Origin of the sequence: Streptomyces sp. SCSIO ZS0520 (assembly GCF_025643355.1) — a bacterium.
Classification (GTDB): Bacteria; Actinomycetota; Actinomycetes; order Streptomycetales; family Streptomycetaceae; genus Streptomyces; species Streptomyces physcomitrii.
In genome coordinates this window covers 3,857,224-3,880,500 of the sequence record NZ_CP092644.1, presented here as the reverse complement: position 1 = coordinate 3,880,500, position 23,277 = coordinate 3,857,224, and the positions used below count along the sequence as shown (strand labels likewise).

At 69.5% G+C, this 23,277-nt stretch carries 15 protein-coding genes and 1 pseudogene; 5 read left to right on the top strand and 11 right to left on the bottom strand.

Features of this window, described 5'->3' with window-relative positions:
- Nucleotides 1-117 precede the first annotated feature (117 nt).
- Nucleotides 118-858: a GntR family transcriptional regulator gene (locus MID12_RS14925; RefSeq protein ID WP_263167703.1), complete on the top strand. Its 741-nt coding sequence runs from the start codon at nucleotides 118-120 to the stop codon at nucleotides 856-858.
- A 676-nt stretch (nucleotides 859-1,534) separates the two neighbouring features.
- Here the strand turns inward: MID12_RS14925 and MID12_RS14920 are convergent.
- The 5 genes from MID12_RS14920 to MID12_RS14900 form a co-directional block, all read right to left on the bottom strand.
- Nucleotides 1,535-1,747: a hypothetical protein gene (locus tag MID12_RS14920; protein WP_263167701.1), complete on the bottom strand. Its 213-nt coding sequence runs from the start codon at nucleotides 1,745-1,747 to the stop codon at nucleotides 1,535-1,537.
- 340 nt (nucleotides 1,748-2,087) lie between these two features.
- Complete coding sequence (locus MID12_RS14915) at nucleotides 2,088-2,537, bottom strand: SH3 domain-containing protein (RefSeq protein ID WP_263167700.1); 450 nt, start codon at nucleotides 2,535-2,537, stop codon at nucleotides 2,088-2,090.
- A gap of 325 nt (nucleotides 2,538-2,862) precedes the next feature.
- Nucleotides 2,863-3,261 carry a hypothetical protein gene (locus MID12_RS14910; protein ID WP_263167698.1) on the bottom strand — a complete coding sequence of 133 codons (399 nt, stop codon included), beginning with the start codon at nucleotides 3,259-3,261 and terminating at the stop codon, nucleotides 2,863-2,865.
- A gap of 140 nt (nucleotides 3,262-3,401) precedes the next feature.
- Nucleotides 3,402-4,196 carry a GntR family transcriptional regulator gene (locus MID12_RS14905; RefSeq protein WP_263167696.1) on the bottom strand — a complete coding sequence of 265 codons (795 nt, stop codon included), beginning with the start codon at nucleotides 4,194-4,196 and terminating at the stop codon, nucleotides 3,402-3,404.
- 679 nt (nucleotides 4,197-4,875) lie between these two features.
- Complete coding sequence (locus MID12_RS14900; RefSeq protein ID WP_263167695.1) at nucleotides 4,876-5,676, bottom strand: phosphotransferase family protein; 801 nt, start codon at nucleotides 5,674-5,676, stop codon at nucleotides 4,876-4,878.
- A 1,208-nt stretch (nucleotides 5,677-6,884) separates the two neighbouring features.
- Between MID12_RS14900 and MID12_RS14895 the strand changes: the two genes are divergently transcribed.
- Nucleotides 6,885-8,225: a tetratricopeptide repeat protein gene (locus MID12_RS14895; RefSeq protein WP_263167693.1), complete on the top strand. Its 1,341-nt coding sequence runs from the start codon at nucleotides 6,885-6,887 to the stop codon at nucleotides 8,223-8,225.
- A gap of 307 nt (nucleotides 8,226-8,532) precedes the next feature.
- Here MID12_RS14895 and MID12_RS14890 read toward each other — a convergent pair.
- The 3 genes and pseudogenes from MID12_RS14890 to MID12_RS14880 form a co-directional block, all read right to left on the bottom strand.
- A pseudogene (locus MID12_RS14890) lies at nucleotides 8,533-8,733 on the bottom strand (PH domain-containing protein); the annotation flags it as partial.
- A 34-nt stretch (nucleotides 8,734-8,767) separates the two neighbouring features.
- Nucleotides 8,768-9,796: an EamA family transporter RarD gene (rarD, locus tag MID12_RS14885; RefSeq protein WP_078844977.1), complete on the bottom strand. Its 1,029-nt coding sequence runs from the start codon at nucleotides 9,794-9,796 to the stop codon at nucleotides 8,768-8,770.
- Between the two features lie 162 nt (nucleotides 9,797-9,958).
- Nucleotides 9,959-12,478, bottom strand: a complete 2,520-nt coding sequence (locus MID12_RS14880) for a tetratricopeptide repeat protein (protein ID WP_263167691.1) — start codon at nucleotides 12,476-12,478, stop codon at nucleotides 9,959-9,961.
- 356 nt (nucleotides 12,479-12,834) lie between these two features.
- Between MID12_RS14880 and MID12_RS14875 the strand changes: the two genes are divergently transcribed.
- On the top strand, nucleotides 12,835-16,104 hold the full coding sequence (locus MID12_RS14875; protein WP_263167689.1) for an AfsR/SARP family transcriptional regulator: 3,270 nt from the start codon (nucleotides 12,835-12,837) through the stop codon (nucleotides 16,102-16,104).
- 511 nt (nucleotides 16,105-16,615) lie between these two features.
- On the opposite strand, the gene MID12_RS14870 is transcribed toward MID12_RS14875, so the two are convergent.
- Both MID12_RS14870 and MID12_RS14865 read right to left on the bottom strand, forming a co-directional pair.
- On the bottom strand, nucleotides 16,616-17,188 hold the full coding sequence (locus MID12_RS14870) for a hypothetical protein (protein ID WP_263167688.1): 573 nt from the start codon (nucleotides 17,186-17,188) through the stop codon (nucleotides 16,616-16,618).
- A complete protein-coding gene (locus MID12_RS14865) occupies nucleotides 17,185-18,435 on the bottom strand; it encodes a hypothetical protein (RefSeq protein ID WP_263167686.1) in 1,251 nt (416 codons plus the stop codon). Before MID12_RS14865 ends, MID12_RS14870 begins: the two co-directional genes overlap by 4 nt.
- 692 nt (nucleotides 18,436-19,127) lie before the next feature.
- On the opposite strand from MID12_RS14865, the gene cbiE reads away from it, so the two are divergent.
- Both cbiE and cobM read left to right on the top strand, forming a co-directional pair.
- Nucleotides 19,128-20,564 (top strand): precorrin-6y C5,15-methyltransferase (decarboxylating) subunit CbiE, encoded by a 1,437-nt coding sequence (gene cbiE / locus MID12_RS14860; RefSeq protein ID WP_263167684.1) that lies wholly within the window; start codon nucleotides 19,128-19,130, stop codon nucleotides 20,562-20,564.
- Nucleotides 20,561-21,310 carry a precorrin-4 C(11)-methyltransferase gene (cobM, locus tag MID12_RS14855; RefSeq protein WP_263167682.1) on the top strand — a complete coding sequence of 250 codons (750 nt, stop codon included), beginning with the start codon at nucleotides 20,561-20,563 and terminating at the stop codon, nucleotides 21,308-21,310. The genes cbiE and cobM overlap by 4 nt, the downstream gene beginning before the upstream one ends.
- 179 nt (nucleotides 21,311-21,489) lie before the next feature.
- On the opposite strand, the gene MID12_RS14850 is transcribed toward cobM, so the two are convergent.
- The gene (locus MID12_RS14850) at nucleotides 21,490-23,244 is read right to left on the bottom strand and encodes an enoyl-CoA hydratase-related protein (RefSeq protein WP_052482352.1); all 1,755 of its coding nucleotides are present in this window, start codon (nucleotides 23,242-23,244) and stop codon (nucleotides 21,490-21,492) included.
- Between the last annotated feature and the right edge of the window lie 33 nt (nucleotides 23,245-23,277).

Genomic DNA, 23,277 nt, shown 5'->3' with positions numbered 1-23,277 from the left:
TGACCAGTCAAGCACTTATGCTCACAAGTGCCCTGACAGCCGCGGAGGCGGCTTCCCTCCCGATCCGAGAGGCCCGCCCGGATGACACCCCAAGACCGCATCAGCAGGCCCCTGCCCATGTACATGCAGCTGGCCCAGGAGTTGGCGAAGGCCATCAAGGAAGGCAGGTACGAGCCCGGGGACCGCTTGCCGAGCGAAGCCGAGATGAAGGCCGAGTACGGGGTCAGCCAGGTGACCGTGCGGTCCGCCCTCGACGAGCTGCGCGGCATGGGCCTGATCGTCAAGCGCCATGGGCTGGGGAGCATCGTCCAGGGCGCCCGCGAGGCATCGACCATCGTGGACCGCTCGGCCCAGCGCAGCGGGAAGGTCTGGCGCTTCCCGACCCTCCCGGAACGTGATGGCCCGTCAGTTTCCCGGATGGTCCTCGGTGGTCTGCCGGGGTCCCTGCTCGGCCAGGCGGACCAGGACGCGATCAGCGTCGATCGTCTGCTCTACGACCCCCAGACCGGCACGCGGATGGCGCACCGCCTGATCATCCCCATGGCCACCGCCGCCGAATTCCCGGCTCTGGCCGAGGAGCCGCAGGCCCCGCTGGAAGTGATTTTCCGGCATCTTTCGGCCAAAGGTCCCGTCGAGATCACTGACCACATCGGCGCGCGCATCCCGCTGCCCGACGAGCGCACGGCGCTGGGGCTCACCGACAGCTCGCCTCTGCTCATCACCTATCGCATCGCGGCGGATGCCACCGGCCGCCCGCTCGTCTGCGAGGAACACGCGCTTCCCGCTGCCGGGTCCGTGCTCAAGTACCCCGTCCGGCCCACCCGGTTGGCGAAGTCCCGCGAAGGGGATCCGGCGTAGATTTTCTCTACTTACTCAAGGGCGCGCCTGCGGCGCGCCAGGCGGATCGTGCCGCCCCGGCCGGGCATGCGGCCTCCGGCCGGTCCCGTCCGGTCGGCAGCCGCCTGACACGACGAGCCACGACCCTCATGCGAGAGCCCCCGCGATCACCTCACGCGGGGGCTCCTCTGCGTTCCAGGACAGATCTTGCAGTGGCCTGAGGGGATCTCTCGGCAGCGCCCTCCCGCACTCGGCGGACCACACGCGGGCCCCGACCGGCCGAGCCCGGCAGACGCCGACCGCAGGGCCCCCACCAGCCAGGAAGGCGGCTCCCCCACCCCCGCCCCGGCCCTGAATGCCATCAGGCGTGGCTTGGGCCGGCTCGGGTGCAGGGTGGACCTTGCGGTGCGGCTGTCGACTGCCGCCCGGTGGGGGTGCGCTGGCCGTGGTGCACGTCCACACGGGCTCACACAGGGGGTTCCTCAGGGTCTACGGCTGCACTGCCGCGCATGCGCTTCAGCCACGGCGGACGGGATACCCGGGCCCGTGATCAGGGTGCGGCACCGGCACCCCGCGCACCTGACGAACTCGCCCCGGGCCGTCTCCTCGATCCACACCCGGGCGCCTTCCTGGTTCGCCCACTCCCCACGGCGGGGACGGCGCGCGGGCTGACGACGAGGGCCCCGCGGATTCCGGCCTAACACTGCCCCTCCCTCTGGCGGATCAGGCACCGCACCGCCTGTGCCAGCTTGCGCGCCTCGCCGGGCCGCACCCAGACCACGCTGCATCCCTCACTGCGCACATGAGGCCGGGCCTGCACCAGGTCGACCGACACCCCCAGCTCGGCACAGATCGAATTCAGCTCACGGGCCGCCGCGTCCGCCTCCCGCCACTCCGCGAGGTAGTCCACCCCCGGGACCCATATCGCATCCTCCAGACCCCCCGATCCAGCCGCGCAAGACGGCTCCTCCGTGTCATCGTCCACGATCGTCCTTCTCACCGGGCGCACCACCGATGCCCTGATACCCCGCACCCCGTAGGCGCGAGGTCATCCCCCAGCAGCCAGCAGTCTTGCCCTCAGTTGATGTTGAGCTACCTACCGTCACATGCTCACCCGAGAAACCGCAAGCAAAGTCGGATTGGCATATGCGCGTGGCGCATGTCAAAGCAACCAGACCGGTACACAGCAGACACAGAGCCGGGCGGCCCCGGAAATCCCGAGACCGCCCGGTCTGTTTCTACGTACCCCCTTAGTAGAGGTAGGCCTGCGTCACCCAGCCCGTGTAGCCGGTCGGCAGGCCGCCCGCCGAGGCCGCGGTGAGGGCGACCTTGTTCCAGATCTGCCCCGAGGAGTCCTGGCGGGCCCCGATCAGCCGGACCCCCTCCCCTTCGTAGAGCAGGCCCAGGATGCCGTTGCCGGTACCGGGGCCCGTGCGAACCCTCAGGCCGTCCACGGTCACGTACGCCGAGTCCATGTAGCGGTAGCGGGTGCTCGCGCTACTGCCCCCGACCGGCCCCGGCAGCATCGGGACGCTGTACGACTCCGCACGGCTCTGCGTCTCCGCACGGCTCGCGCCGCCCGCACTGCCCGGACCGAGCGGCGCCTGAATCGCGGACGCCGTCGAGGCCCCCAGCACTCCCAGGCTCAGCGCCGAAGCCGCCGCCACCATGCCCGCCCGCACCGCAACCCGCTTGTCCATACGCATAACTGATCCTCCGTCAGATGACGCGGGTGGACGCAGGCCGACCGGACGCCGGTCCGTCACCCACCCGACTGAGAGCCATCCTGCGGTCAAGGGCATATGCGGTCAACCACTTATCCTAATGAGTTGGTTCCTGACGCACCGCCAGGACCGAGGGGACACCGACCGCGAGATGCCGCCCGCCCGCAGCGAAGCAGGCAGGCGGCACTCATCCGCATCCCCGGCGAGGAGCCGACCCCCGGCACAGCAGGGTGCGCAGCCTCAGGCCCGTGCACCGGAGCGCCGGTCGAGGCCGCCGCCCAGTACGCGAGGCAGGCACCGCCTACGCGTCGCGGTCCCGATTCCTCCTGGCTGCGAAATCGCGTATGTCCACCACAGGAGCCGGAGCACGCAGAGAAACCCGGTCCAAGAAATCGGCCTGTTCCGCAACCCTCTCGGCCAGCGCTTCCCATTCCGGATCATGCACATTCCACGAATGCTCGCCGAAATGATCCCGGAAGAAATCGCAAGCCACATTGTCACCCGGCTCACACCAGGGAACCGGTTCGCAGCGTACGGGAATCCCTTCATCCCAGCGCGCCCACAGAGCAACCACCGGGTCACACCCCCACTCGTCCCAGACCTGATCGGCATGAGGCCCCTCATGCCAGATCTGCAATTCGCACCGCAGCAAGGGAAACGGCTCAGGCGAACCCCATTCCCCCACATCCTGAAGACTCACATGCGGATGCTCAAGAAGGACACTGCGCCACAGGGTATCCCGGGGCATGATCCCTACTGCTTTGCACTGCCTCATAGGATTCCCCGAATTTCGCGATTCGACTGCATGACGAGTTGAACACAAGGGACTGGATCGAATCTCTAACCCGATGACACCGGCTCGCCGGTATGCCGAGGGCCGACAACCACAGGCCCCGCGCCTTTCCTGCCACCCTTGATGACAAGCCCCTGCCGGACCAGCTCCCCCACCACCCATTCCCATCGGCGGCAACTGAGGGTCAGTTCTTGCCGCAGATCCGTCACGTTCCTGAGACTCTCACCGGCCGGATAAGTGCCGTCAGTAATACGCGATCTCACGGTTTCCAGTGCGTGATAGGTGACTCCGAAGAACGGATTATCGGGCGCCTTCACCCACACCCCGACGTGCCGCCTGATATCAATCAGACCCTCGGTTCGAAGTTTTTTACACTCGGCGCGCATCAGACTGTGACCCACGCCGTAATGCGTTTCGAGCCAGCCCTGCGTATAGACCCGCCCTTTTTCCAGGTGCCCTTTTTTGATGTCGGCACGGATGGTCCGGGCGAAATCAAGTTCCGGGCCCCGAACCGCCGTGAGATCACTCCCTTTCAGGATCACCGAGATTTCCTCGGGCAGTGGCGGAACCTCAGAAGGGACACGCAGAACGACCGGGCGAATTCTCTGGCTGGTTGGCCTGCTCAGATATCCGTCACACATCAAAGATTGTGCCGCCCGCCTCGGCGTTTGCCGTGAGACGTCGAAAGTTCCGGCGAACACGACGTAATTGGGGATCGATGATCCGACACGGTAAACATTCCCGGCTATGCACCACCGCATCACGTGCCTGATCATCTCGGCCGAATTCTTGTAACCGCAGCGCTGAAAAAGCAGCGGACCGCCCCGGTATTCCCTCTTCACGCTACTCCTTTCCCTATCCGAGAGCCGAAGCCACTCAATGCGGCACTGTGCAGCATTCGAGGCCCCAGACTCTTCCCCTTTTTCCCCGCCGAAAATGAAGGGCCCCGAATGCGGCATGGGGGCTGCATTCGAGGCCCTTCCACCCTTGTCCCGTCTTCTTCTGCATCACGGCGGGGACTCGTGACGTCGCAGACGGAACGGAACAAGGGAGCTACCCCCAGATACCGAGCACCCCCCGTTGCTCCGACACCTGGGTATGCCAGAACGGATCCCGGACCCGGTAACCGGCATGGGCCATAAACGCTGTCGTCTCCGGGACCCTCATGTGCAAGGGTCGGTCCGCAGAATGCTGGGGAAGGCACGTCACCACGGGCCAGCCCCGACAGTGAAAGAAATCCTTGTACCCGTCATCCTCCATGAACACTTGCCATCCCGGGAGTATCAAATCCGAAACGGCAAGCCCGTGCCCTCTTCGCCTCTGCGCACATGTGGCCAGAAAGGCAAGGTTCTGGTCCATGATCTCGCCCGCAACAACAGGAGAAATGAACCGACTAGCCGAAAGGCGAAGTGTCAGTTCGTCGAAATAGGACGGACTTACCAAGTCCTCTCCCAGGAGTTCCATCCCTACGAGGTTTCCCATGCGTGACCCTCCTTCCTTTCCCCGGTCATCCGACCGCGCTCATTCCACGAGGGAGCGAAAACGGAGATTGCCCTTCCATGCCGCCTGTTCCCCCATGGCATGGTCCCGGTGACAACACACCACACGAATAAAGGCATCCACCGCACTCGGCTCGGCCTGACGCCAGCTGGGAAACTCCTCCATCCACGCCTGTGCCTCGCGTGCGTTGTGCCCGGCCTCCATCAGGCGCACGGCTGTATTCGCCACATCCACCCAGGCCGGGCCCCGCGCAGGCATAGCCCAATCCACCACATACGCGGTATTCTCCCGCCCCCTGTCCGTGACAAGGATGTTGAGGGGATTCGTATCCGTGTGAAGGAGCGAATTCCCCACAAGAAGACCCCTCTCCCTCTCGGTCGCGAAGCGGCTGTAGCGCTCCCACAGACCGGGAAGATGAACCGACCGGGGCGTGAGAATTCCCCCCATGGTCCGCAGGACCCTGCTCACGGGATCCAGATCCAAACTGCCCGGGCCCAAGTCGGCGTGCCACCCGTCCACGTAGGAGAAGACCAGCGCCACCCACTGACCGACGACAAACCGCGCCAGCAGAGGAGGCCCTACCCTCCTCTGCGACACCAAAGGCGCCAAAGCACGCTCGAATTCGCTCCCGGTCACCTGAGCGGCATTCGAGAACCGTACCGCCTTCAAAAAGACTTTGGAACGGGACGTAGTCACCACCATGGCCGCAGAGCAGTTCAGCCCGTACTCGACCTCAGACCACCGAACCATCAGACCGAACCGCGCAACGAACTCCTCACGCAGTTGCAACGGAAGGCCTTTCCAGGGCACACGCTCTTCCATATCCAACCTCACGTGCCAGCGAAATACGGGGTGACTCTCAGCGATAGGGTTTGCCCTTCCAGCGGTGCCACTGGTGAGCCCGAACCCAACATTTGGTGTTGTTCCAGGGGACCCACAGAAGCGTGACCGCAGGCCCCCTGGCGCACTGACAGGGCAGACGAACTCACCCTTCAGCACAGCCGGATTTCAATCCGGCTCCCCGGCGGCTGCGATTCCCTCAACAGCCCCGAGGGGTCTTTTCTAGCTCTACCCCCTCCAGGTGTGGCCGCAGTCGAAGCAGAGCCCCTGGCCCTTACTCTCGTCGTAAAACGCATTGCGACCACAACTCGGGCAAGAGACCTGCGCCACGATGATTCTCCCTAAGTCAGAAAACGCGGAATTCGAATGTTCCGCAAACAATTGGATTCGAGGGAACTAATGGAAGTCGCCCGGGAAACTCAGCGGCGCGGCAGACGCACCCCTGCCCGAGTCGCCGTCAGGCTGGAAGGCCTGAGAGGTGCCCGCTCCCCTGACGCCCGCCTCAACCCGCTGTGCCGTCGTGGCCACGCGAAGCTCACTGGGCAAGGCCTTCCACTCGTAGCCACCACAGGGCGGCCGCAGGCAGAGGTTTGCCTTGTCACGGTCGTCCACCAGGCGGCCGACCCGTCGAGTGGGGACGTGATACACCCACGTCCCCACCGGGTACGTCATGGACTCCGAGGTCACGACAACTCCCCATGCGAGTAGGCGAACTGAGCACCCGCCCACGCGGCGACACCAAGGCAGCCGGGTGTGAGGGTGAGGGTGGGGGCGGGCCCCGCCAAGGCCGTTCTCCCGGCGGGGCCCTCTCACTGGTGAACGCGCCAGCGAGGAGCAGACCCCAGAAGCACCCCGAGGAGGTGGGGTACTGCGGGGTCCATCTCGGTCGCCGTCCCCCAGGCAGACGACCGAGAGCTAAGAGACCGGGTCAGGACGCCACAAAGCCGTAAACGACGATGGCGGGCAACCCGAGGAGGAGAAGCAGGAGGAAGAGGGCGCTAATCAACGCCCCATCGATGGTGATCCGAACAAGTCTCATGCCGTTCCCTCCACGTCTGCACTCCTTGCGCCGCCGGCCCCGAGCGGTCGGTGCTCGCACAAGGAAACCGTCCGACCACACACAGCGGTACCGTTGGGAAGGGGGCGAGAGTTAAGAGCGTTAAGTGCTCAGAGCACGGGAGTTGGGGCAAGTGACGACACGACAGCCGAACAGTGGACTCGAACGCTTGTTCCGCGAGAGCGGGTGGACCCTGCGGCAGTTCGCCCAAGAGGTGAACCGCATCGGGACCGAACGCGGAACCCCTCTGAAGTATCAACAGCCCTCAACCCACCAATGGCTGAACGGTCACCTACCGAAGGAATCCGTCCGACCGCTGATTGTGGAAGCGCTCGCCCGCAAGCTGTTACGGCCCATCACCCACGCCGAGGTGGGTTTTCCAGCGCCCCCGGAAGAGTCGAACAGCCATCCCACTACGGTGGAAGGGCTTATTGACCTCGGAAGGCAAGACATGGACCCCTCACGCCGAAGCATCCTAAGCGCAGGACTATTCTCCGTGGCGCTCACTGTTCCCGGATGGCCAGACGTCGTGGGTCGTATGGAGGCAGTTCAGACTGGAAAGATTCAGCGCATAGGGATGGCCGATGTGGATATGGTCATCGCAATGACAGAGCGCGTATCGGACCTGGACGACCAATTCGGAGGAAGGCATGCCCGTCCGATGGCTGCGGCGTTTCTCGTAAACACGGTCGCGCCCTACCTTCGTGCCGATGCCACAGATGAAGTCCGGAAGGCGATGATGTCGGCCGCTTCCGATCTCTGCTACCTCACCGGATATATGGCGGTGGACGAGGGAGTTCACGGCCTAGCGCAACAGTATTACCTGAAGGCGCTTGAGCTAGCAGGCGCTTCAGAAGACCATCTCACCTACTGCACCACGCTACGAGGAATGAGTGTCCAAGCCGTTGATCTACGGCATGGGAAGGCCGCAATGCGTCTCGCCGATGCCGCCGCCTCTGCATCACCGCAGGCTGGCCCGCGAATGCGTGCCTTCTTGGCCGGTCAACAAGCACATGCATCGGCGCAGATTGGAGAGCGGAAAAATGCGTTGATGTACCTCCAAGAGGCTGAAGTAGCGATGGAAAAGGCCGAATCACAGACAAAGACTTTCGGCTCATACAACCCGTCTTCGTTGACTTACCATGCAGGCCAGGTTCGCTATGAACTTGGAGATGTTCGCGGATCGGTCAAAGAATTGGAAGAGTCCGACAAGTTGCGGCACGGAACCTTCAAGAGGAACCGAATTCGCTATCTCTCGATGCTTGCTGAACGCCAACTGGAAATCGGCCACCTTGAAAACGCGTGCGCTACATGGGCGAAAGTGGTGGAGATTTACCCTCATGTGCAATCAGGGCAGTGCGACCAGAGTATTTCACGGATGCAAGCGCGGATCCGTCCCTACCTGAAGAATCAAGCCGCCCGGAATCTATATGAGCATGCACGTCTTATTGCACCATCATCGGTGACGGTTTAATCCGAATACTGCAATAACCCTGCATCTCGTCGCCCAGATATAGGGAACAAGTGCGGGACTACATGACAATGTGAGGTCAGCCCCGAGAATCCGAATTATCAGTGGCGGACACAGGGATGATCAAGACGGTGCGGACGCTCAACAGGAGGCTCAAGCCGGAGCTAGGCAAGCCGCCCGCATGTCGCGGGAGCGCCAAGGGAGGAACGGGCCGCAACGGCGGCAGGCTTGAGGCAGTCACTCTGAATCGTCCCAGGTCAGAAGGGGTCTGGGTGATCTGCGTCAGGAAGTATGTTTAGGCAGTCTTGCTGTAGGGCACCGAGTGGTACTCGACCTTCTTGCCGGTCACCCCCTGCTTGTCGACGAGGATCAGGCGGCGGTCGGTGAAGAGGAGGGTGTCGCGGATCAACTGGTAGGCGCCGTAGATCTGTTCACCCTGGCCGAGGAGGCGGGCGTACTCCTGTGCGGCCTTGCCCGGGTCGACGGTGTGCGCGTTTCCGAACAGTGCCATGGTGCGGTCCCCACCTCGTGAAATTACCGGTTCGTCAGACCTTATCCCGGTCGCCGGACGGCTTCGCCTCCTGCTCCCCGGGTCCTTCCGGGGCGGGATCCTCCGGCCGGAGCGCGGCCTGCGGGAGGCCGCTGTCCTGGAGGGCCAGTTCCCGGGCCAGCTGCTCCACCCGGGCCCGGTTGCCGCGGGCGGTGCGCAGCGCGTCCCAGGTGAGGACCACCAGCGCCAGCCAGACGAGCCCGAACCCGGCCCAGCGCTCGGGCGGCATCTCCTCGTGGAAGTAGAGGATGCCGAGCAGGAACTGCAGGACCGGCGCGAGGTACTGGAGCAGGCCGAGGGTGGACAGCGGCACCCGGATCGCGGCGGCGCCGAAGCACACCAGCGGGACGGCGGTGACGAGTCCGGTGCAGGCGAGCAGTACGGCGTGCCCCGGGCCCTCGGTGTGGAAGGTGACCTCGCCCCGGGAACCGAGCCAGAAGAGGTAGCCGAGCGCGGGCAGGAAGAGCACCGCGGTCTCCGCGGCGAGCGATTCGAGTCCGCCGAGTCCGGCCTTCTTCTTGACGAAGCCGTACGCCGCGAAGGAGAAGGCGAGGACGAGGGAGATCCACGGCGGCCTGCCGTAGCCGATCGTGAGCACCAGGACGGCCGCGAAGCCGGTGCCGACCGCCGCCCACTGCGCGGGCCGCAGACGTTCCTTGAGAAGTAGGACACCCAGGGCAATTGTCACAAGTGGGTTGATGAAGTAGCCGAGCGAGGCCTCGACCACATGGCCGGAGTTGACCGCCCAGATGTAGATGCCCCAGTTCACGGAGATGGTGGCCGCGCCGATCGTCACCAGGCCGAGCTTGCGCGGCGCCCGCAGCAGCTCACCGGCCCAGGCCCAGCGCCGCAGCGCGAGCAGTCCCGCCGCCACCACGACCAGCGACCAGGTCATCCGGTGGGCGAGGATCTCGGTCGCCCCGGCGGGTTCGAGGACCGGCCAGAACAGGGGGACGAGCCCCCACAGCACATAGGCCGCGATCCCGTTCAGCAGCCCGACCCGCTGCTCGCCCTTCGCCCGCACGGCCCCTCCTCGGCTCACCGGCGCCCCACCCTCCGGCGGAGGACGCGCCCCGCTCGACGGTAACGGCGCCGGAGGCAGCTGTCATGTGTGTTCCGCATTATGGTCGTGACGGGATGCGGGGCGCGGGGACTCCCGGTGGCGCGTTCGGTGTCGGGCGTGGCCTCAGCCGCCGCCACGGGGAAACCGGGGGTCCGCCCGGAGCCGGGCCGCGTCCTTCGGGCTGGTGGTGTCGAAGAGCGCGGCGGCCCGTACGAAGTGCTCCGCGGCGGCGTCCGGCTCGCCCAGCTCGGTCAGGCTCAGGCCGAGCATCTCCAGGGTCCTGGCCTGCCAGTGCAGGGCGCCGGACTCCTCGAACACCCCCAGCGCGCCGTGGAGTTCGGCCAGGCCCCCGGCATCCCGCTCCGCGCGCACCCGGGCCCGGCCGAGGAAGGCGCGGGCCCGCGCGACATTGTGCGCGTCGTCCACCGAGGCCAGCGTCCGCCGCGACTCCTCGAAGCGGGCGACGGCGCGGGGAGCGTCCCCGTCGGCCAGCGCGACCTCGCCCTGGAGGGTGAGGACCAGGCCGACCCCCCGGACATAGCCGCACTCCTCCCAGAGGGCGCGGGCCTCGCGCAGGTACTCCTCGGCCCGGTCCAGCCGCCCGGCCTCGTAGCAGCAGGCCCCGAGTCCGAGCAGCGACTGGCCCGCGTCGCGCCGGTCGCCCGCGGACCGTGCCGCGTCGAGTGCCTCCTCGTACCAGGCCAGCGCCTCGTCCAGTTTCCCGGCCGCGCTCAGTCCGATGGCACCCGAGGTGAGCAGCTGCCGGAAGGCGGGCGCGCTGCCGTCGAGGCGCGCGGCGTCCCGGCCGATCTCATGGGCCTCGATCCACAGGTCGTAGTGGCGGACGTTCAGGAAGTACGGCCACATCGCGTCGACCAGCTGCCAGGCGCCGGCGTGCCAGCCGCGGGCGACGGACTCCCTTACGCAGGCGACGAGTTCGAGCCGGTGGCCCTCCAGCCAGGCCAGCGCCTGCCGCTCGCCGTCGAAGCGGGGGAGGGCCTCCGGCTCGCACGGGTACGCGTAGGTGCGGGGCAGCACCGCCTGGGCGGGCGTCAGCAGCCGCTGGGCGGTGGAGGCGGCGGCCAGGTGCCAGTCCACCGCGCGGCGGACGGTCCCGGTGCGCGACTCCGCCGAGTCGAGCCGCTCCGCGGTCTCGCGCGCATGGACCCGCACCAGGTCGTGGAACCGGTAGCGGCCGGACTCGTCGTCCTCGACCAGATTGGCCTCCATGAGTTCGTCGAGCACTTCCTCGCTCTGATGCGCCGTCAGCTCGCTTATACAGGCGATGAGTTGACTGTCGTAGGTGAGGAGCGGGAGCGCGCCGAGGCGGCGGTAGAGGAGCGCGGCGCCCTGACCGAGGGCGTCGTAGGACGCGTCGAGCGCGTTCCGCACGGGGTGGACTCCTTCTGCGTGGAGGGCGGTGAGCGGCCCGGACTCATGGGCGAGGGCCTCGGCCAGTACGCGGATGGGCTGGCGGGGCCGGGAGGCGAGCCGCGCCGAGGCGAGCGAGACGGCGAGCGGCAGCCCGGCGCACAGGTCCACCACCCGCTGGGCCGCCTCGGGTTCGCGGGCGACGCGCTCCCCGCCGATCACCCGGCTGAGCAGGGCGTGTCCCGCCTCGGCGCCCAGCGGCCGCAGTACGTGGGAGCGGGCGCCGTCGACCAGGAGCCCGGTCAGCCGCTGGCGGCTGGTCACCACGACCACGCTGCCCGTGCCGCCCGGTATCAACGGCCTGGCCTGGGCCGCGGTGAGCGCGTTGTCGAGCAGCAGGGCGAGCCGTCGGCCCGCGGTCATCGAACGCCACAGCGAGATCTGCTCGGCCTCCCCCGCGGGAACCGAGGCGGCCCCGAGGGAGCGCAGCAGGAGGCCGAGGGCCACGGTCGGCGGCAGCGCGCCCTGCAGCGTGTCGCCCCGCAGATCCACGTACAACTGCCCGTCAGGACAGGCCTGTTCACCTATCGCCCGCAGCCATGCGGTGGCGAGCGAGGTCTTGCCGACCCCGGCGGGCCCGCTGAGGACGAGCAGCAGAGGGGCGTCCGGCAGGGGAGCGGCGAGCAGCCGGTCGAAGAGGCCCAAGTCCTCGGCCCGTCCGGTGAAGTGCGAAGTGGTGGGCGGGAGTTGGCGGGGCGCGATCGCCTCGGGAGCGGCAGGCCCGGCCGCTCGCGGCGCCGCGTGGACGTGCACGCTGTGCAGATGGACGGGCCCGGTGATCCGGCCCGCCTGCACCACGGGGCCGTACTGCTGCGAGTCGCCGGTGACGGTGTTGTGCACGCGGCTCGGGGGTGGCTCGTCCGCGGGATGCGGGGCGTCCCCCGACTCGGGGGTGCCATGGCCGGGTTCCGGCGGCGGGACCTCATCCGCCCCCGTGGGCAGGGAAGTTGCGCCGGTGCGGCGGATCAGGTCCCCGAGCCGCTGCTCGGTTGCGGGGTGCTGGGTCGCCGTGGCGAGCAGCGCCGCCGCGAACGCAGCCGGGATGCCGCCGTCGGGAGCAGACCTGGCCCGCACCCATAACTCCCCTAAGGCCGCGTCCGGTTGGGTGCGGTCGAGGTCGGCGGCGAGTTCGTCGAGCCCGGTCCGTGCCTCTCGGGACCCGTGCGGCGGCGGGGCCCCGTCCGGGCCGAGGCCGCCCAGGGCCCGTGACACCAGCCCCAGGACCTCGCGAAGACTGACCGGTTGCATGCGTCCCCCCGGATCGGCAGAGCCCTCTGTGTGGTGCTGACGTCAACGCGTGCGAAACAGGAGCCGGTGTTCTCTCTGACTCTTCCCCTCAACCGGTCATTTACATGATCGGTTACGGACAATACTGGTCCGGCTCCGGAAGAAACTCGGCCATCTGGCGGGCGCAATACGGCAGCGAACGGCTCCTTCTCGCGCCGTGCCGTCTGGTAACCGCCCCTGGGCCCGTGGCATGCTCGTCAATTCCTGAACAGCCGTATCTGCACTGCGACTTCATCTGATCGCCCGCCTCACGGGATCACGGATCATGGGGAGTGACGCCGGTGGAACTCTTACTGCTGGGGCCGGTCGAGCTGAGTGCGGCCGGGGCGACCCACTCGTTCAGCGCGGGGAAAGAGGAACGGCTCGTCGTGAGCCTCGCCCTCAATATCGGGCGGCTGCTCACCGTCGACACCCTGATCGACCGGCTCTGGGACGGTGATCCTCCCGACCACGCCCGCTCCAGTGTGCATACCCATGTCTCGCGCCTGCGCCGGAAGTTGAAAGAGGCGGGAGCGCCCCCGGGAGCGCAGCCGCTCATCCGCCGCAATCATGCGTACGGATTAGAGGAATCGTTCATCTCCGTCGATTACCTCGGATTCCGCAGACTCATCGAGCAGGCGCGCACCGCGGCCTCCCGGGGCGAGGACGAGCGCGTGGTCGAGCTGCTGAGCACGGCGCGTGCCCTGTGGCGCGGCGAGGCACTGGCCGGGATGGACGGCCTCTGGCCGAAGCGGGTGCGGCGCGAGTTCGCGGAGAAGCACGCCGACGCCGTACTGACCCAGAGCGCCGCCTGCCTGCGCCTCGGCCGCTACCCCGACCTCGTCCCCGACCTCACGGAACTGTCCCAGCAGGAACCGGAGGACGAAGTCCTCGGTCTCCAGCTGATGTTGAGCCTCTACGGAGCGGGCCGCTACTCCGACGCGATGCGCGTCCACCAGCGCATCAGCAGCGTCCTGCGCAGCGAACACGGCACCCCGCCCGGCCCGCGCCTCGCCCGCCTGCACGAGGACATGCTGCGGCGCAGGCCGGTGGAGGAGCTGGTGCGGGAGTGCTTGGGGGAGCGGGGCGCGGCGGGGGGTGCGAGGGAGGCGGAGACGGTTCCGCGGGAGGCACCCCTGCCCGGGGAGCACGAGGCGCGCACGCCGGCTCCTCCCCGGGACCCGGCCGCCCGGTCCGCCGTCCGGGACGTGCCGAAGGCGCTGCCGCCCTATGCGCGCGTGATCGGCCGGAGCCGCGAACTGGACGCGATCACCGGCGAGTTGAGCGAGGTCGGCAACGCCGGGGGCACCGTGGTGGTGACCGGCACCGCGGGGGTGGGCAAGTCGGCGCTCGCGGTGCAGGCGGCGCGCCTCCTGGCCGAGCGGTACCCGGACGGCGAGCTGTACCTCAACCTCCGTACCTACTCCGGGTCCCAGCCGCCGCTGGACCCCGAGGAGGCCCTCGCCACCCTGCTGCGCATGCTGCTCGGCCATGAGCACCCCGTCCCGCACACGCTCGCCGAACTCACCGCGATGTGGCGCTCCTCGCTCGCCCGGCTGCGCTGTGTGGTGGTCCTGGACGACGCCAAGGACGCCGCACACATCGGCTCGCTGCTGCCGGGAGACTCCACCTCGCTCATGCTGGTCACCAGCCGCCGCCGGATCGGCGGGCTCCCGCGGGCGCTCAATGTGGCCCTGGAGCTCCTGGAACCGCAGGACGCCATCGCGATGTTCCGGGAGATCGTCGGCCCCGAGCGCACCCAGGACATCGCCGTGGTCGCCAGGATCGTGCGCCTCTGCGGCTATCTGCCGCTGGCGATCGACCTCGCCGGGCACCGCCTCCGCGGCCGGCCCGCCTGGAACCTCGGCGCCCTCGGCGAACGCCTGGAGCGCCATCCGGGGCGGCTGCACGAACTCCGCGACTCGGACCGGCAGGTGGAACGCGCCCTCGCCATGTCCTACGAGGCCCTCACGCCCACCGAGCAGTCGGCCTTCCGCCTCCTGAGCCTGCACCCCGGCGCCGAGTTCTCGCTCGGTGCGGCGGCGGCCCTGCTGGACCGTGCGGAACCGCAGGCGGAGCCCCTCGTGGACGAACTCCTCACCACCCACCTGCTGCAGGAGGCCGAGGCGGACCGGTACCACTACCTGGATCTGCTGGGGGAGTTCGCCCGCTCACTGGTCCAGCGGCACGACTCCGCCGAGGAGCAGGAAGCCGCGATGCTCCGGCTGCTCGCCTTCTACGGAAGGGCAGTTGCCCAGGCGGACCTGAGCGCCCATCCGCACACCTGGCGTCCCCCGGCCGACCCGTACTCCCCGACCGGCCGACCCGGGCCCCTGCCCTTCGCCACCACCGCCCAGGCGGCCCGGACCTGGCTCCGGAAGGAGCGTGGCACCCTTCTCGCCCTGGTCCAGTACGCGCGGACGCGGGGCGACACCGACACCGCGGTCTTCCTCGCCCAGCATCTCTTCGCCTCGCTCGACGAGGACGGCCGCTGGGGAGAGGCCCGCGCCCTCGCCGAACTGAGCGCGGACCACTGGCGGGCGCGCGGCCGGACCGCCCCGCTCTGCCGCGCGCTGCTGGTACTGAGCGGTGCGCTGATGCAGCTCAGTGATTACCCGCAGGCGCGCAGAACCGCCGAGGAAGTGCTCTCCCTCTCCCGCGCCCAGGAGATCAGCGTCGCCGAGGGAGAAGCCTTGAGAATTCTCGGGGTTCTCCAATGGCACCAGGGAGCCTTCGCCCCGGCGATCGAATTCTTCGAGGCCGCACTGCCGATCAAGAAGGCGACGGGAACCGCGATCGAGACGGCGAGGATACTCAACAACATCGCCATCTCGTCAAACTATCTCGGTCGGTACGAGGAGGCTCTCAGCTCTTTGGGGGCCGCTATCGAGGAATTCCGTCGAGCGGGGGACACGAAGGCGGTGGGGTCGGCTCTGAGCAATAAGGCGACTTTCCATATGGACCGTGAGGACAACGAGCTGGCCCGGGAATGCCTGGAAGAAGCGATACCGCTTCTGGAAGCGTCGGGGAATCTTTACGAGAGCGCCACCGCGCGCGCGAACATGGCAGATCTGCTCGTGAAATTCGGGGAGCCCTCGAAGGCTCTTCCGGTATATCGGGAGAGCCTCGCCATACACCGGGAATCCGGCGACCAGAAGAGCCAGGTGAACTGTCTGAACGGTCTGGGCGCGTCCTACTTCGCCCTGGAGCGCCACGAGGAGGCGCTCGATCAGTACCGCGCCTCGATCCGCCTGGCCCAGGACCTGGGCGCCACCCACTACGAGATCGTCGCCCGGATCGGTGCGGGGCGGACGATGCATTCCCTGGGCCGGGTTTCCGATGCCTTCGACATGCTGGCCACCGCTGTCGCTCTCGCGCGCCGGGTGGGAGAGGCCGACGAACAGGTGCGGGCGCTCGCGCATTTCGCCCGTTTCCTGCGGGCGGAGAATAATATGCGCGAGGCATATGTCAGAGTCATAGGAGCCCTTGATGTACTGGGAAGTCGCACTCATCCAGATCGGGAATACTTGCTGCGGGTGCGCGGAGAGTTACATCAGGTGAGCACCGAGTGAGCCGCCGGGATTCGCCACTCCGCGCCACCTCGGGGGCGTTACCGAGGACGTGAGTCGGCATGATAAGAATTCGCTCCGAGCAGTTCGATCTATGCTTTTCTGGAGCGAGAGTTGCCGAACCGTGGGGTGCGCATTTCCCGGACGGTCGTCCTTTTCCCTTTCCTCGTGGCGGGTGTGGTGTCCGGGTCGCCGACGGAGGGTCGAATACCGTACGCCTCCGTGCAGAGCCTCGGTGACCCGTCCGGTGCGGGGCGCGTGGAGGATGTCTCGTGGCGTTTCTCCGTCGATGTGGCTGCTGCGGAGGGGGTGCCCGCCCGGAGGGTGGTGGCCTCGGCCTGCATTCCGATGTTCAAGAAGTCCGGGACGGGCGGCGCGGCGACGGCGATGACAGAGGAAGGCATTTTGAGGTGTCCATGTAAGGAATGGAGGCGGGTCGCGTAGCTGCCGACCCGCCTCTTCCGCGAATTCTCCGCGCGGCTCGCGTTTCACCTCGCGTGCCCCATCCGCTGCCTCACTCCAGCAGCGTGACTCTCTCCCTTCCTTGCAGACGCCGCCCGGTGGTCAGCCAGCCGTGGAGGCAGGACGGAAGCAGCAGTCGCGCTGTCGCCGACGTGAACGACCCGCTTTCCAGGCGGAGTTCATGGAGCGACGGCATTCCCCGGTACATCCCGGTGCCCCGGACGGCCACCGCCCATCCATGCGCCGCGGGGGCCGCCGCCAGCAGGCAGCCGGGGTGGTCGCGCAGCAGTTGTCCTGCCGAACTGCGCGCCTGGGCACAGGGGTTGACCTCCAGCAGCGCCAGTACGTCGGCCTGGGCAAGGCCGTCCAGGTCGGCGTGTGCGTGAGGCTCGGACGTGGTGACGGAGAGATGGATGTCGAGGGGTGCGTCCGACTCCGGTAGGGCCCGCTCCCACGGCTCGCCCCGGGAAGGGTCCGGACGCGTGAGCGTCGCGACCAGCCCGAACCCGTCCACGCGGGCCCCGAGAGCCCTGAGGCCGCGCGCTTCCGCCTCCCGTACGAGTGTCCGCACCCGCCCGTCCGGCACCCCCTCCCCCAGCAGACGCACCGCCACGAACCCGCTCACGCCGACACCTCCCAAGCCGCCCCCGATGCGCCCGGTCCCGACCACTCCGGCGGGCGTACCGGCAGTGGCAGGCGGGCCGTGGCGGGTTCGTGGGCGGGCTGGCCGAGGCCCAGGGCGAGGTAGAGGACGCGGCGCATGCGGCGGGCGAACTCGCCCGGGCAGGAGGTCAGTCGGGCCGCGATCGCCGCGTACTCCTCGCGCCGGTACTGCGAGGCGGCGTAGGCCAGTTGCTCGGGGAGCGGGGTCGATCCCGTCAGGGCGGGGGCCGTTGCCGCGAGGGTGGCGGCGGGGGAGTCCGGGTTGATCTCCCCCTCCGGCGAACTCGCCAGCAGAATGGGCGCGTTGGTGAGCGTGGCGTAGACGGACAGGCTGCCGTGATCGCCCAGTATGTGATCGGAGGCGACCAGCAGGCTCCGCCACTCCGCCTCCGGGGGCAGTACGGCGATACCGCGCCGCACGCAGGCCGCGAGCCAGGCGGACACCTGGTAACGCCCGTGCCAGGCGAAGACGTTGGGGTGGAGCAGCACCGCGGTGCGGAAGCGGTCCTTTGGGAGTTCGGCGGCGAGCCGGGGGAGCAGGGTCTCCGCCTTGGCGAAGGCGGAGTGCGGGCCCCAGGTGGAGAGGAACAGGACCAGCTTCTCGTCGGCGCGCAGTCCCAGGGCCTCGCGGTAGGCGGCGCGGTGCGGGAGGCTCGCCGTGACCCGGTCGCACACCGGGTCCCCGACCACCCGCGTGATCGGCAGGGCCTCCGGGCAGCTGCGGGCCAGACCCCGCAGCTCCTCGGTGTGCGGGATGGTGAGCGCGGCCGGCAGGGTGGCCCCGTCCGGCATCACGTCCTTCCTGCGCAGCCCCGGGATTCCGTCCTCCTCCGGTCCGAGGCCGCTGATCCGCTTCACGTACCCGGCGCCGTGCGACAGGGCCACCAGCGGGGCGTCCACCTCGCTCACCCCGCGCGGCCCCGCGGCCAGCGCCAGGTCGAAGCGCTCCCGGGTCGCCTCCTCCCAGGGCACCACCGCACTGCCCAACTCGCGCAGGGCGTACGGCACTTCGCCACTGAAGACATGCGGCGGCGCGGTGAAGAGCACCTGCACCCGGAAGTCGCCCTCGAACAGGGCCAGTACATCGCGCATCCGCTTGAGGTAGGTGAGGGAGTGGACGATGGCGAGTACGCGCTTCTGCCCGGGGAGGGTGAGCCACTGACGGCCCCCCGGGCTCCCTTCCTCGGCTGTCGCGTGAGATCGGTTCATGTCCCCCGTGTCCCTTCTCTGAAGTACCGCTTGACGGAGGCCTGTTGGCCCCCGTGCCTGACGGGCGCCCCCGTTCTCGGGCGCCGGTGAAGGGACTGTCACCGCGCGCCCGCACAGAGCTCGTATGAGGAACTGTCAGAAACCTTGCACGGAACCTGCGTTCAGGCGCCGACCTCGGTCGTGCGCCCCCGCTCGGGGTGTTCGGCTGCCCCGTTTCAGTGAGGGCGGGGGTGTGCCGAGGGAGGCCTTCCGCCGAGGTGGAGTGGGGGCGGTGAGGCGGGAGAGGACGCTGCGGTGGGCGGTGGCCGTACCGGGCGGTCCGCTTGCAGGAGGCGTATGCCCTTGTCAGGTGAGGTGCCCGGCTTCGGGGCCCTTGCACCGCCGGGAATTCCGCGTACGGGCGCACGGGTGGCAATGGGAGCACTTCGGGCGTGCGGGGTCGCGCGGTACGGGCGGAGGGCGCGATCCGGTGGAGGAGCGGGGAGGGCGGGGCGCGCCGCCGATCGGGGGAGCGAGCCGGTCCCGCCCCGGCGCCGGGCTCGGCGCCCCGCCCGCCCGGGACCGAGAACCGACTGGCCAGTAAAGTGCGGTTGCCTGCCCTTTGCCCCTCCTGCCCCGCTGACCCTGCCGTTCCTCTCCCTTCTCCCGCTTCCCCTCTCCCGTCCCCCCCCGTCTTCTTCGAGGTGCCCGCAGTGACTCCCTCAGTTCCCTCCGTGCCGGTGGTGACCGTGGCCGGGATCGGGGCCGACGGCTGGGAAGGGCTGCCCGGGGCGGCGCGGGCGGCGCTGCTGGACGCCGAGGTGCTGCTCGGCGGGGCGCGGCAGCTGGCCCTGCTGCCGCCGGAGTGCCGAGGGGAACGGGTGGCCTGGCCCTCGCCGCTGCGGCCCGCGGTGCCGGGGCTGCTGGAACGGTATGCGGGTCGCCGGGTCGCCGTACTGGCCAGTGGGGACCCGCTGTTCTACGGGATCGGGCGGACGCTGGCCGAGGTGCTGGGGGCGGAGGCGGTCGCGGCCGGGGCGCTGCGGGTGCTGCCGCATCCCTCCTCGGTGTCCTATGCCTGCGCCCGGCTCGGCTGGGCGGTGGAGGAGACCGCGACGGTCACCCTCGTGGGGCGCCCGCTCGCCGGGCTCGCCGCCGCGCTGCACCCCGGGCGGCGGCTGCTCGTCCTGAGCGCGGGGGCGGCGACCCCGGCCGAGGTGGCCGCCCTGCTGCGGGACCGCGGCTTCGGGCCGAGCCGGATACGGGTACTGGAGCAGCTCGGGGGCGAGAAGGAACGTACCGGGCCGGAGCGTACGGCCCAGGAGTGGGCGGAGCCGCTCGGGGATCCGCTCAATCTGGTGGCCGTGGAGTGCCGCAGGGCGGCGGAGGCACTGCCGCTCGGTGCGGTGCCGGGGCTGCCGGACGCGGCGTACGCGCACGACGGGCAGCTCACCAAGCGCCATGTGCGGGCCGCCACGCTGGCCGTCCTCGCGCCGGAACCCGGCGAACTGCTCTGGGACATCGGCGGTGGCTCGGGCTCGATCGGCATCGAGTGGATGCGTACGCATCCCTCCTGCCGCGCCGTCTGCGTCGAACGCGACCCGGCCCGCGCCGAGCGCATCCGCGCCAACGCCGAGCATCTCGGTGTCCCCGGGCTCCAGGTCGTGACCGGTGCCGCACCTGAGGCGCTTGCTCAACTCCCCTCCCCCGATGCGGTGTTCATCGGCGGCGGTCTCACCGCTCCCGGGCTGCTCGACGCCTGCTGGCAGGCGCTGCCGCCCGGCGCCCGCCTGGTCGCCAACACGGTCACCCTGGAGTCCGAGGCCCTGCTCACCGAGTGCTACCGGCGGCACGGCGGCGACCTCGTGCGGCTGGCCGTCGCGCACGCCGCGCCGGTGGGCGGCTTCACGGGCTGGCGGCAGGCGATGCCGGTGACGCAGTGGTCGGTACGCAAGCCTTCGGCGCCGCCCGGTTCCGCGTCCTCCACCCCCGGTGTCCGTCCCCGGGTGGAGAACCGGCCCGCACCGGAGGTGGAGAACCCGCCCCCGCCCAGTGAGGAGCCGCCCGGAAGCAGCACCCCGGACCCCTCCGCCACCCGCTCCACCCCTGACTCGCCCTCGACCTCGACCCCTCCGGGAGCAGGCGCATGACCGTGTACTTCATCGGCGCGGGGCCCGGCGCCGCCGACCTGATCACCCTGCGCGGCGCCCGCACCCTCGCCGCCTGCCGGGTCTGCCTGTACGCCGGCAGCCTCGTCCCGCGCGAACTCCTCGCCGAGTGCCCGCCGGGCGCCCGCCTGGTGGACACCGCGCGGCTCGATCTGGACGAGATCACCGCCGAACTGGTCCGCGCGCACGCCGAGGGCCACGACGTGGCGCGGCTGCACTCGGGCGATCCCTCCGTCTTCAGCGCGATGGCCGAGCAGATGCGGCGACTGGACGCGGCGGACATCCCGTACGAGGTGGTGCCGGGGGTGCCCGCCTTCGCCGCCGCGGCCGCCGCGCTCGGGCGGGAGCTGACGGTGCCGACGGTGGGCCAGACGGTCATCCTCACCCGGGTCGCCCAGCAGGCCACGGCGATGCCGGAGGGCGAGGACCTGGCCACCCTCGGCCGCAGCGGTGCCCTGCTGGTCCTGCATCTGGCGGCGCGTTACGTGGACCGGGTGGCCGCCGAACTGGAGCCGCACTACGGGGCCGACTGCCCGGCCGCCGTCGTCGCGATGGCCAGCCGCCCCGAGGAACTGGTGCTGCGCGGCACGCTGGCCGACATCGCCGCCCAGGTGAAGGAGGCGGGCGTGGTCCGTACCGCCGTGATCATGGTCGGCCGCACCCTGGGCGCCGAACAGTTCGGGGACAGCTACCTGTACTCACCGGACCGGGCGCGGCACGACTGCTGAGCCGCGGCACCCGGGGATCCGGGCACCCGGGCACCCGGGGATCCGGGGATCCGGGGATCCGGGGATCCGGGGATCCGGGGATCCGGGGATCCGGGGATCCGGGGATCCGGGGATCCGGGGATCCGGGGATTGTTGAACGATCCCCTCGCTCACTCCGCCCCGCCCCCCACCCCCCCCCCTCACCCCACCGGCGCCGCCACCCGCAGTGCCCCCGGAAGCGCCATCGGTCCCGAGCCCGAGCCGGCCAGCGGGCGCGGGCTCCCCGTCCCCGGTGTCTTGTGGACGAAGGCCGTGCGCAGGGCGTGGTACGGGGCCTCCGGGTCGAAGAAGGTGCGGCGCATGTGCTCCAGTTCCTCGCGGCGGTAGTCCGCGAGGGGGCGGGCGGTCTCGTCGCGCTGCCGGGCCGCGGCCTTGTCGCTGATCCTGCGGTGCAGGTCGAGGGAGCCGGCCAGGGCGGCGGCCAACTGCTCGACCTCGTAGGGGAAGTCCTCGGGGGCGACGGGGAAGAGCCGGTCGGCGAGGCCCAGGCGCAGGGCGCTCACCGCGGTGACCGGTTCCGCCCGCTCCATCAGCTCGGCCGCCATGGCGGGGCCGACCCGGCGCGGCAGCGTGTACGTCCAGAACTCGGAGCCGTACAGGCCCATCCGGCGGTAGTGCGGGTTGAGGACGGCGCCGCCGCGGCACCAGACCTCGTCGGCGGCGAGGGCGAGCAGGGCGCCACCGGCGGCGGCGTTCCCGCCGAGGGCGGCGACGACCATCCGGTCGGTGGTCCGCAGGATCGCCTCGACCAGGTCGTCCATGGCGTTGATGTTGGCCCAGGACTCCTGGCCGGGGTCGGCGGCGTGCTCGATGACGCCCAGGTGGATGCCGTTGGAGAAGAAGTCGCGGGGCGCGCCGAGGACCAGGACGTCGGTGGGCCGGGTGAGGGCGAACCGGTAGGCGGCGAGCAGGCGGCGGCAGTGCGCGGTGCTCATCGCGCCGCCGGGGAAGCCGAACCAGAGGTAGCCGATGGTGCCGTCCTGCCGGTAGCGGATGTCCGACCAGGTGCGGCGGTGGGCCGGCAGTTCCAGGGCGGCGGGCATCGGCGGCAGCGCGTCCGCCGCCTCACCGAGGGCGAGGGCGGCCGGGAGCTTGAAGGTCCGCGGGCCGCCGGGCATCCGCCGGGCCCGCAGTTCGGGGATCCACACCGCCCCGTCGACCGTGGCCCGGCACACCGCCCCGGCGCGGGTGGCGAGGAGTTCGCCGGGTTCGCCGCGCAGCCGGTCCTCGGGCCACCCGCCGTGCAGGTAGAACTCCTCGCCGTGCAGCGCGTCGAGGACCCCGGGCTGGGAGTCGGCCGCGCGCAGCTTGCGTACGACGGTCCCGGTCGGGTCGGCGGACCAGTCGATACGGCGCTGGGCCTGCCGGAACCAGTCGCGCCAGACGACCTGCACGGAGTCCGCGCCCGCCCCGCTCTGCGGCTGCGGCCGGTGGCTGCCGCCGGCGAAGCGCTCCACGGCGAGCAGCACGGCGCGTACCGCGGCGTCGGAGGCCTCGCCCCGGTACAGGTCGCTCTTGGAGACCGGCGGCACGTCGAAGGGCACCTCGGCCCAGACGTCCCCGGCGTCCAGCTCGGCCCCGGCCTGGAGGACGGTGACGCCCCACCGCCGGGCCCCGGTGTGCAGCGCCCAGTCGAGCGCCGAGGGGCCGCGGTCGCCGAGCGGCCCCGGGTGGACGATCAGGCAGGGGCAGGCGGACCAGATGTCCTCGGGCAGGGGGGTGCGCAGCATCGGGGCGACGATCAGCTGGGGCGCCGTCTCCCGGACGGCCGCGCGCACCGCCTCCTCGCCGTGCGAGGCGAGGACGACGTCCACCCGGTGGCCGTGGTCGGTGAGTTCCGCGTACATCCGCTGGCAGAGACTGTTGAAGGCGCTGGCGACGAGCAGGACAAACATGGGACCGCTTTCCGGGGCCGGCACACCGGGCCG

What these genes read in the sequence shown, in the direction of transcription:
- MID12_RS14925 (WP_263167703.1), top strand. Translation starts at nt 118, where the DNA reads ATGTACATGCAGCTGGCCCAGGAGTTGGCGAAGGCCATCAAGGAAGGC.
- MID12_RS14915 (WP_263167700.1), bottom strand. Translation starts at nt 2,537, where the DNA reads ATGGACAAGCGGGTTGCGGTGCGGGCGGGCATGGTGGCGGCGGCTTCG.
- MID12_RS14900 (WP_263167695.1), bottom strand. Translation starts at nt 5,676, where the DNA reads ATGGAAGAGCGTGTGCCCTGGAAAGGCCTTCCGTTGCAACTGCGTGAG.
- MID12_RS14865 (WP_263167686.1), bottom strand. Translation starts at nt 18,435, where the DNA reads ATGAACCGATCTCACGCGACAGCCGAGGAAGGGAGCCCGGGGGGCCGT.
- cobM (WP_263167682.1), top strand. Translation starts at nt 20,561, where the DNA reads ATGACCGTGTACTTCATCGGCGCGGGGCCCGGCGCCGCCGACCTGATC.
- MID12_RS14850 (WP_052482352.1), bottom strand. Translation starts at nt 23,244, where the DNA reads ATGTTTGTCCTGCTCGTCGCCAGCGCCTTCAACAGTCTCTGCCAGCGG.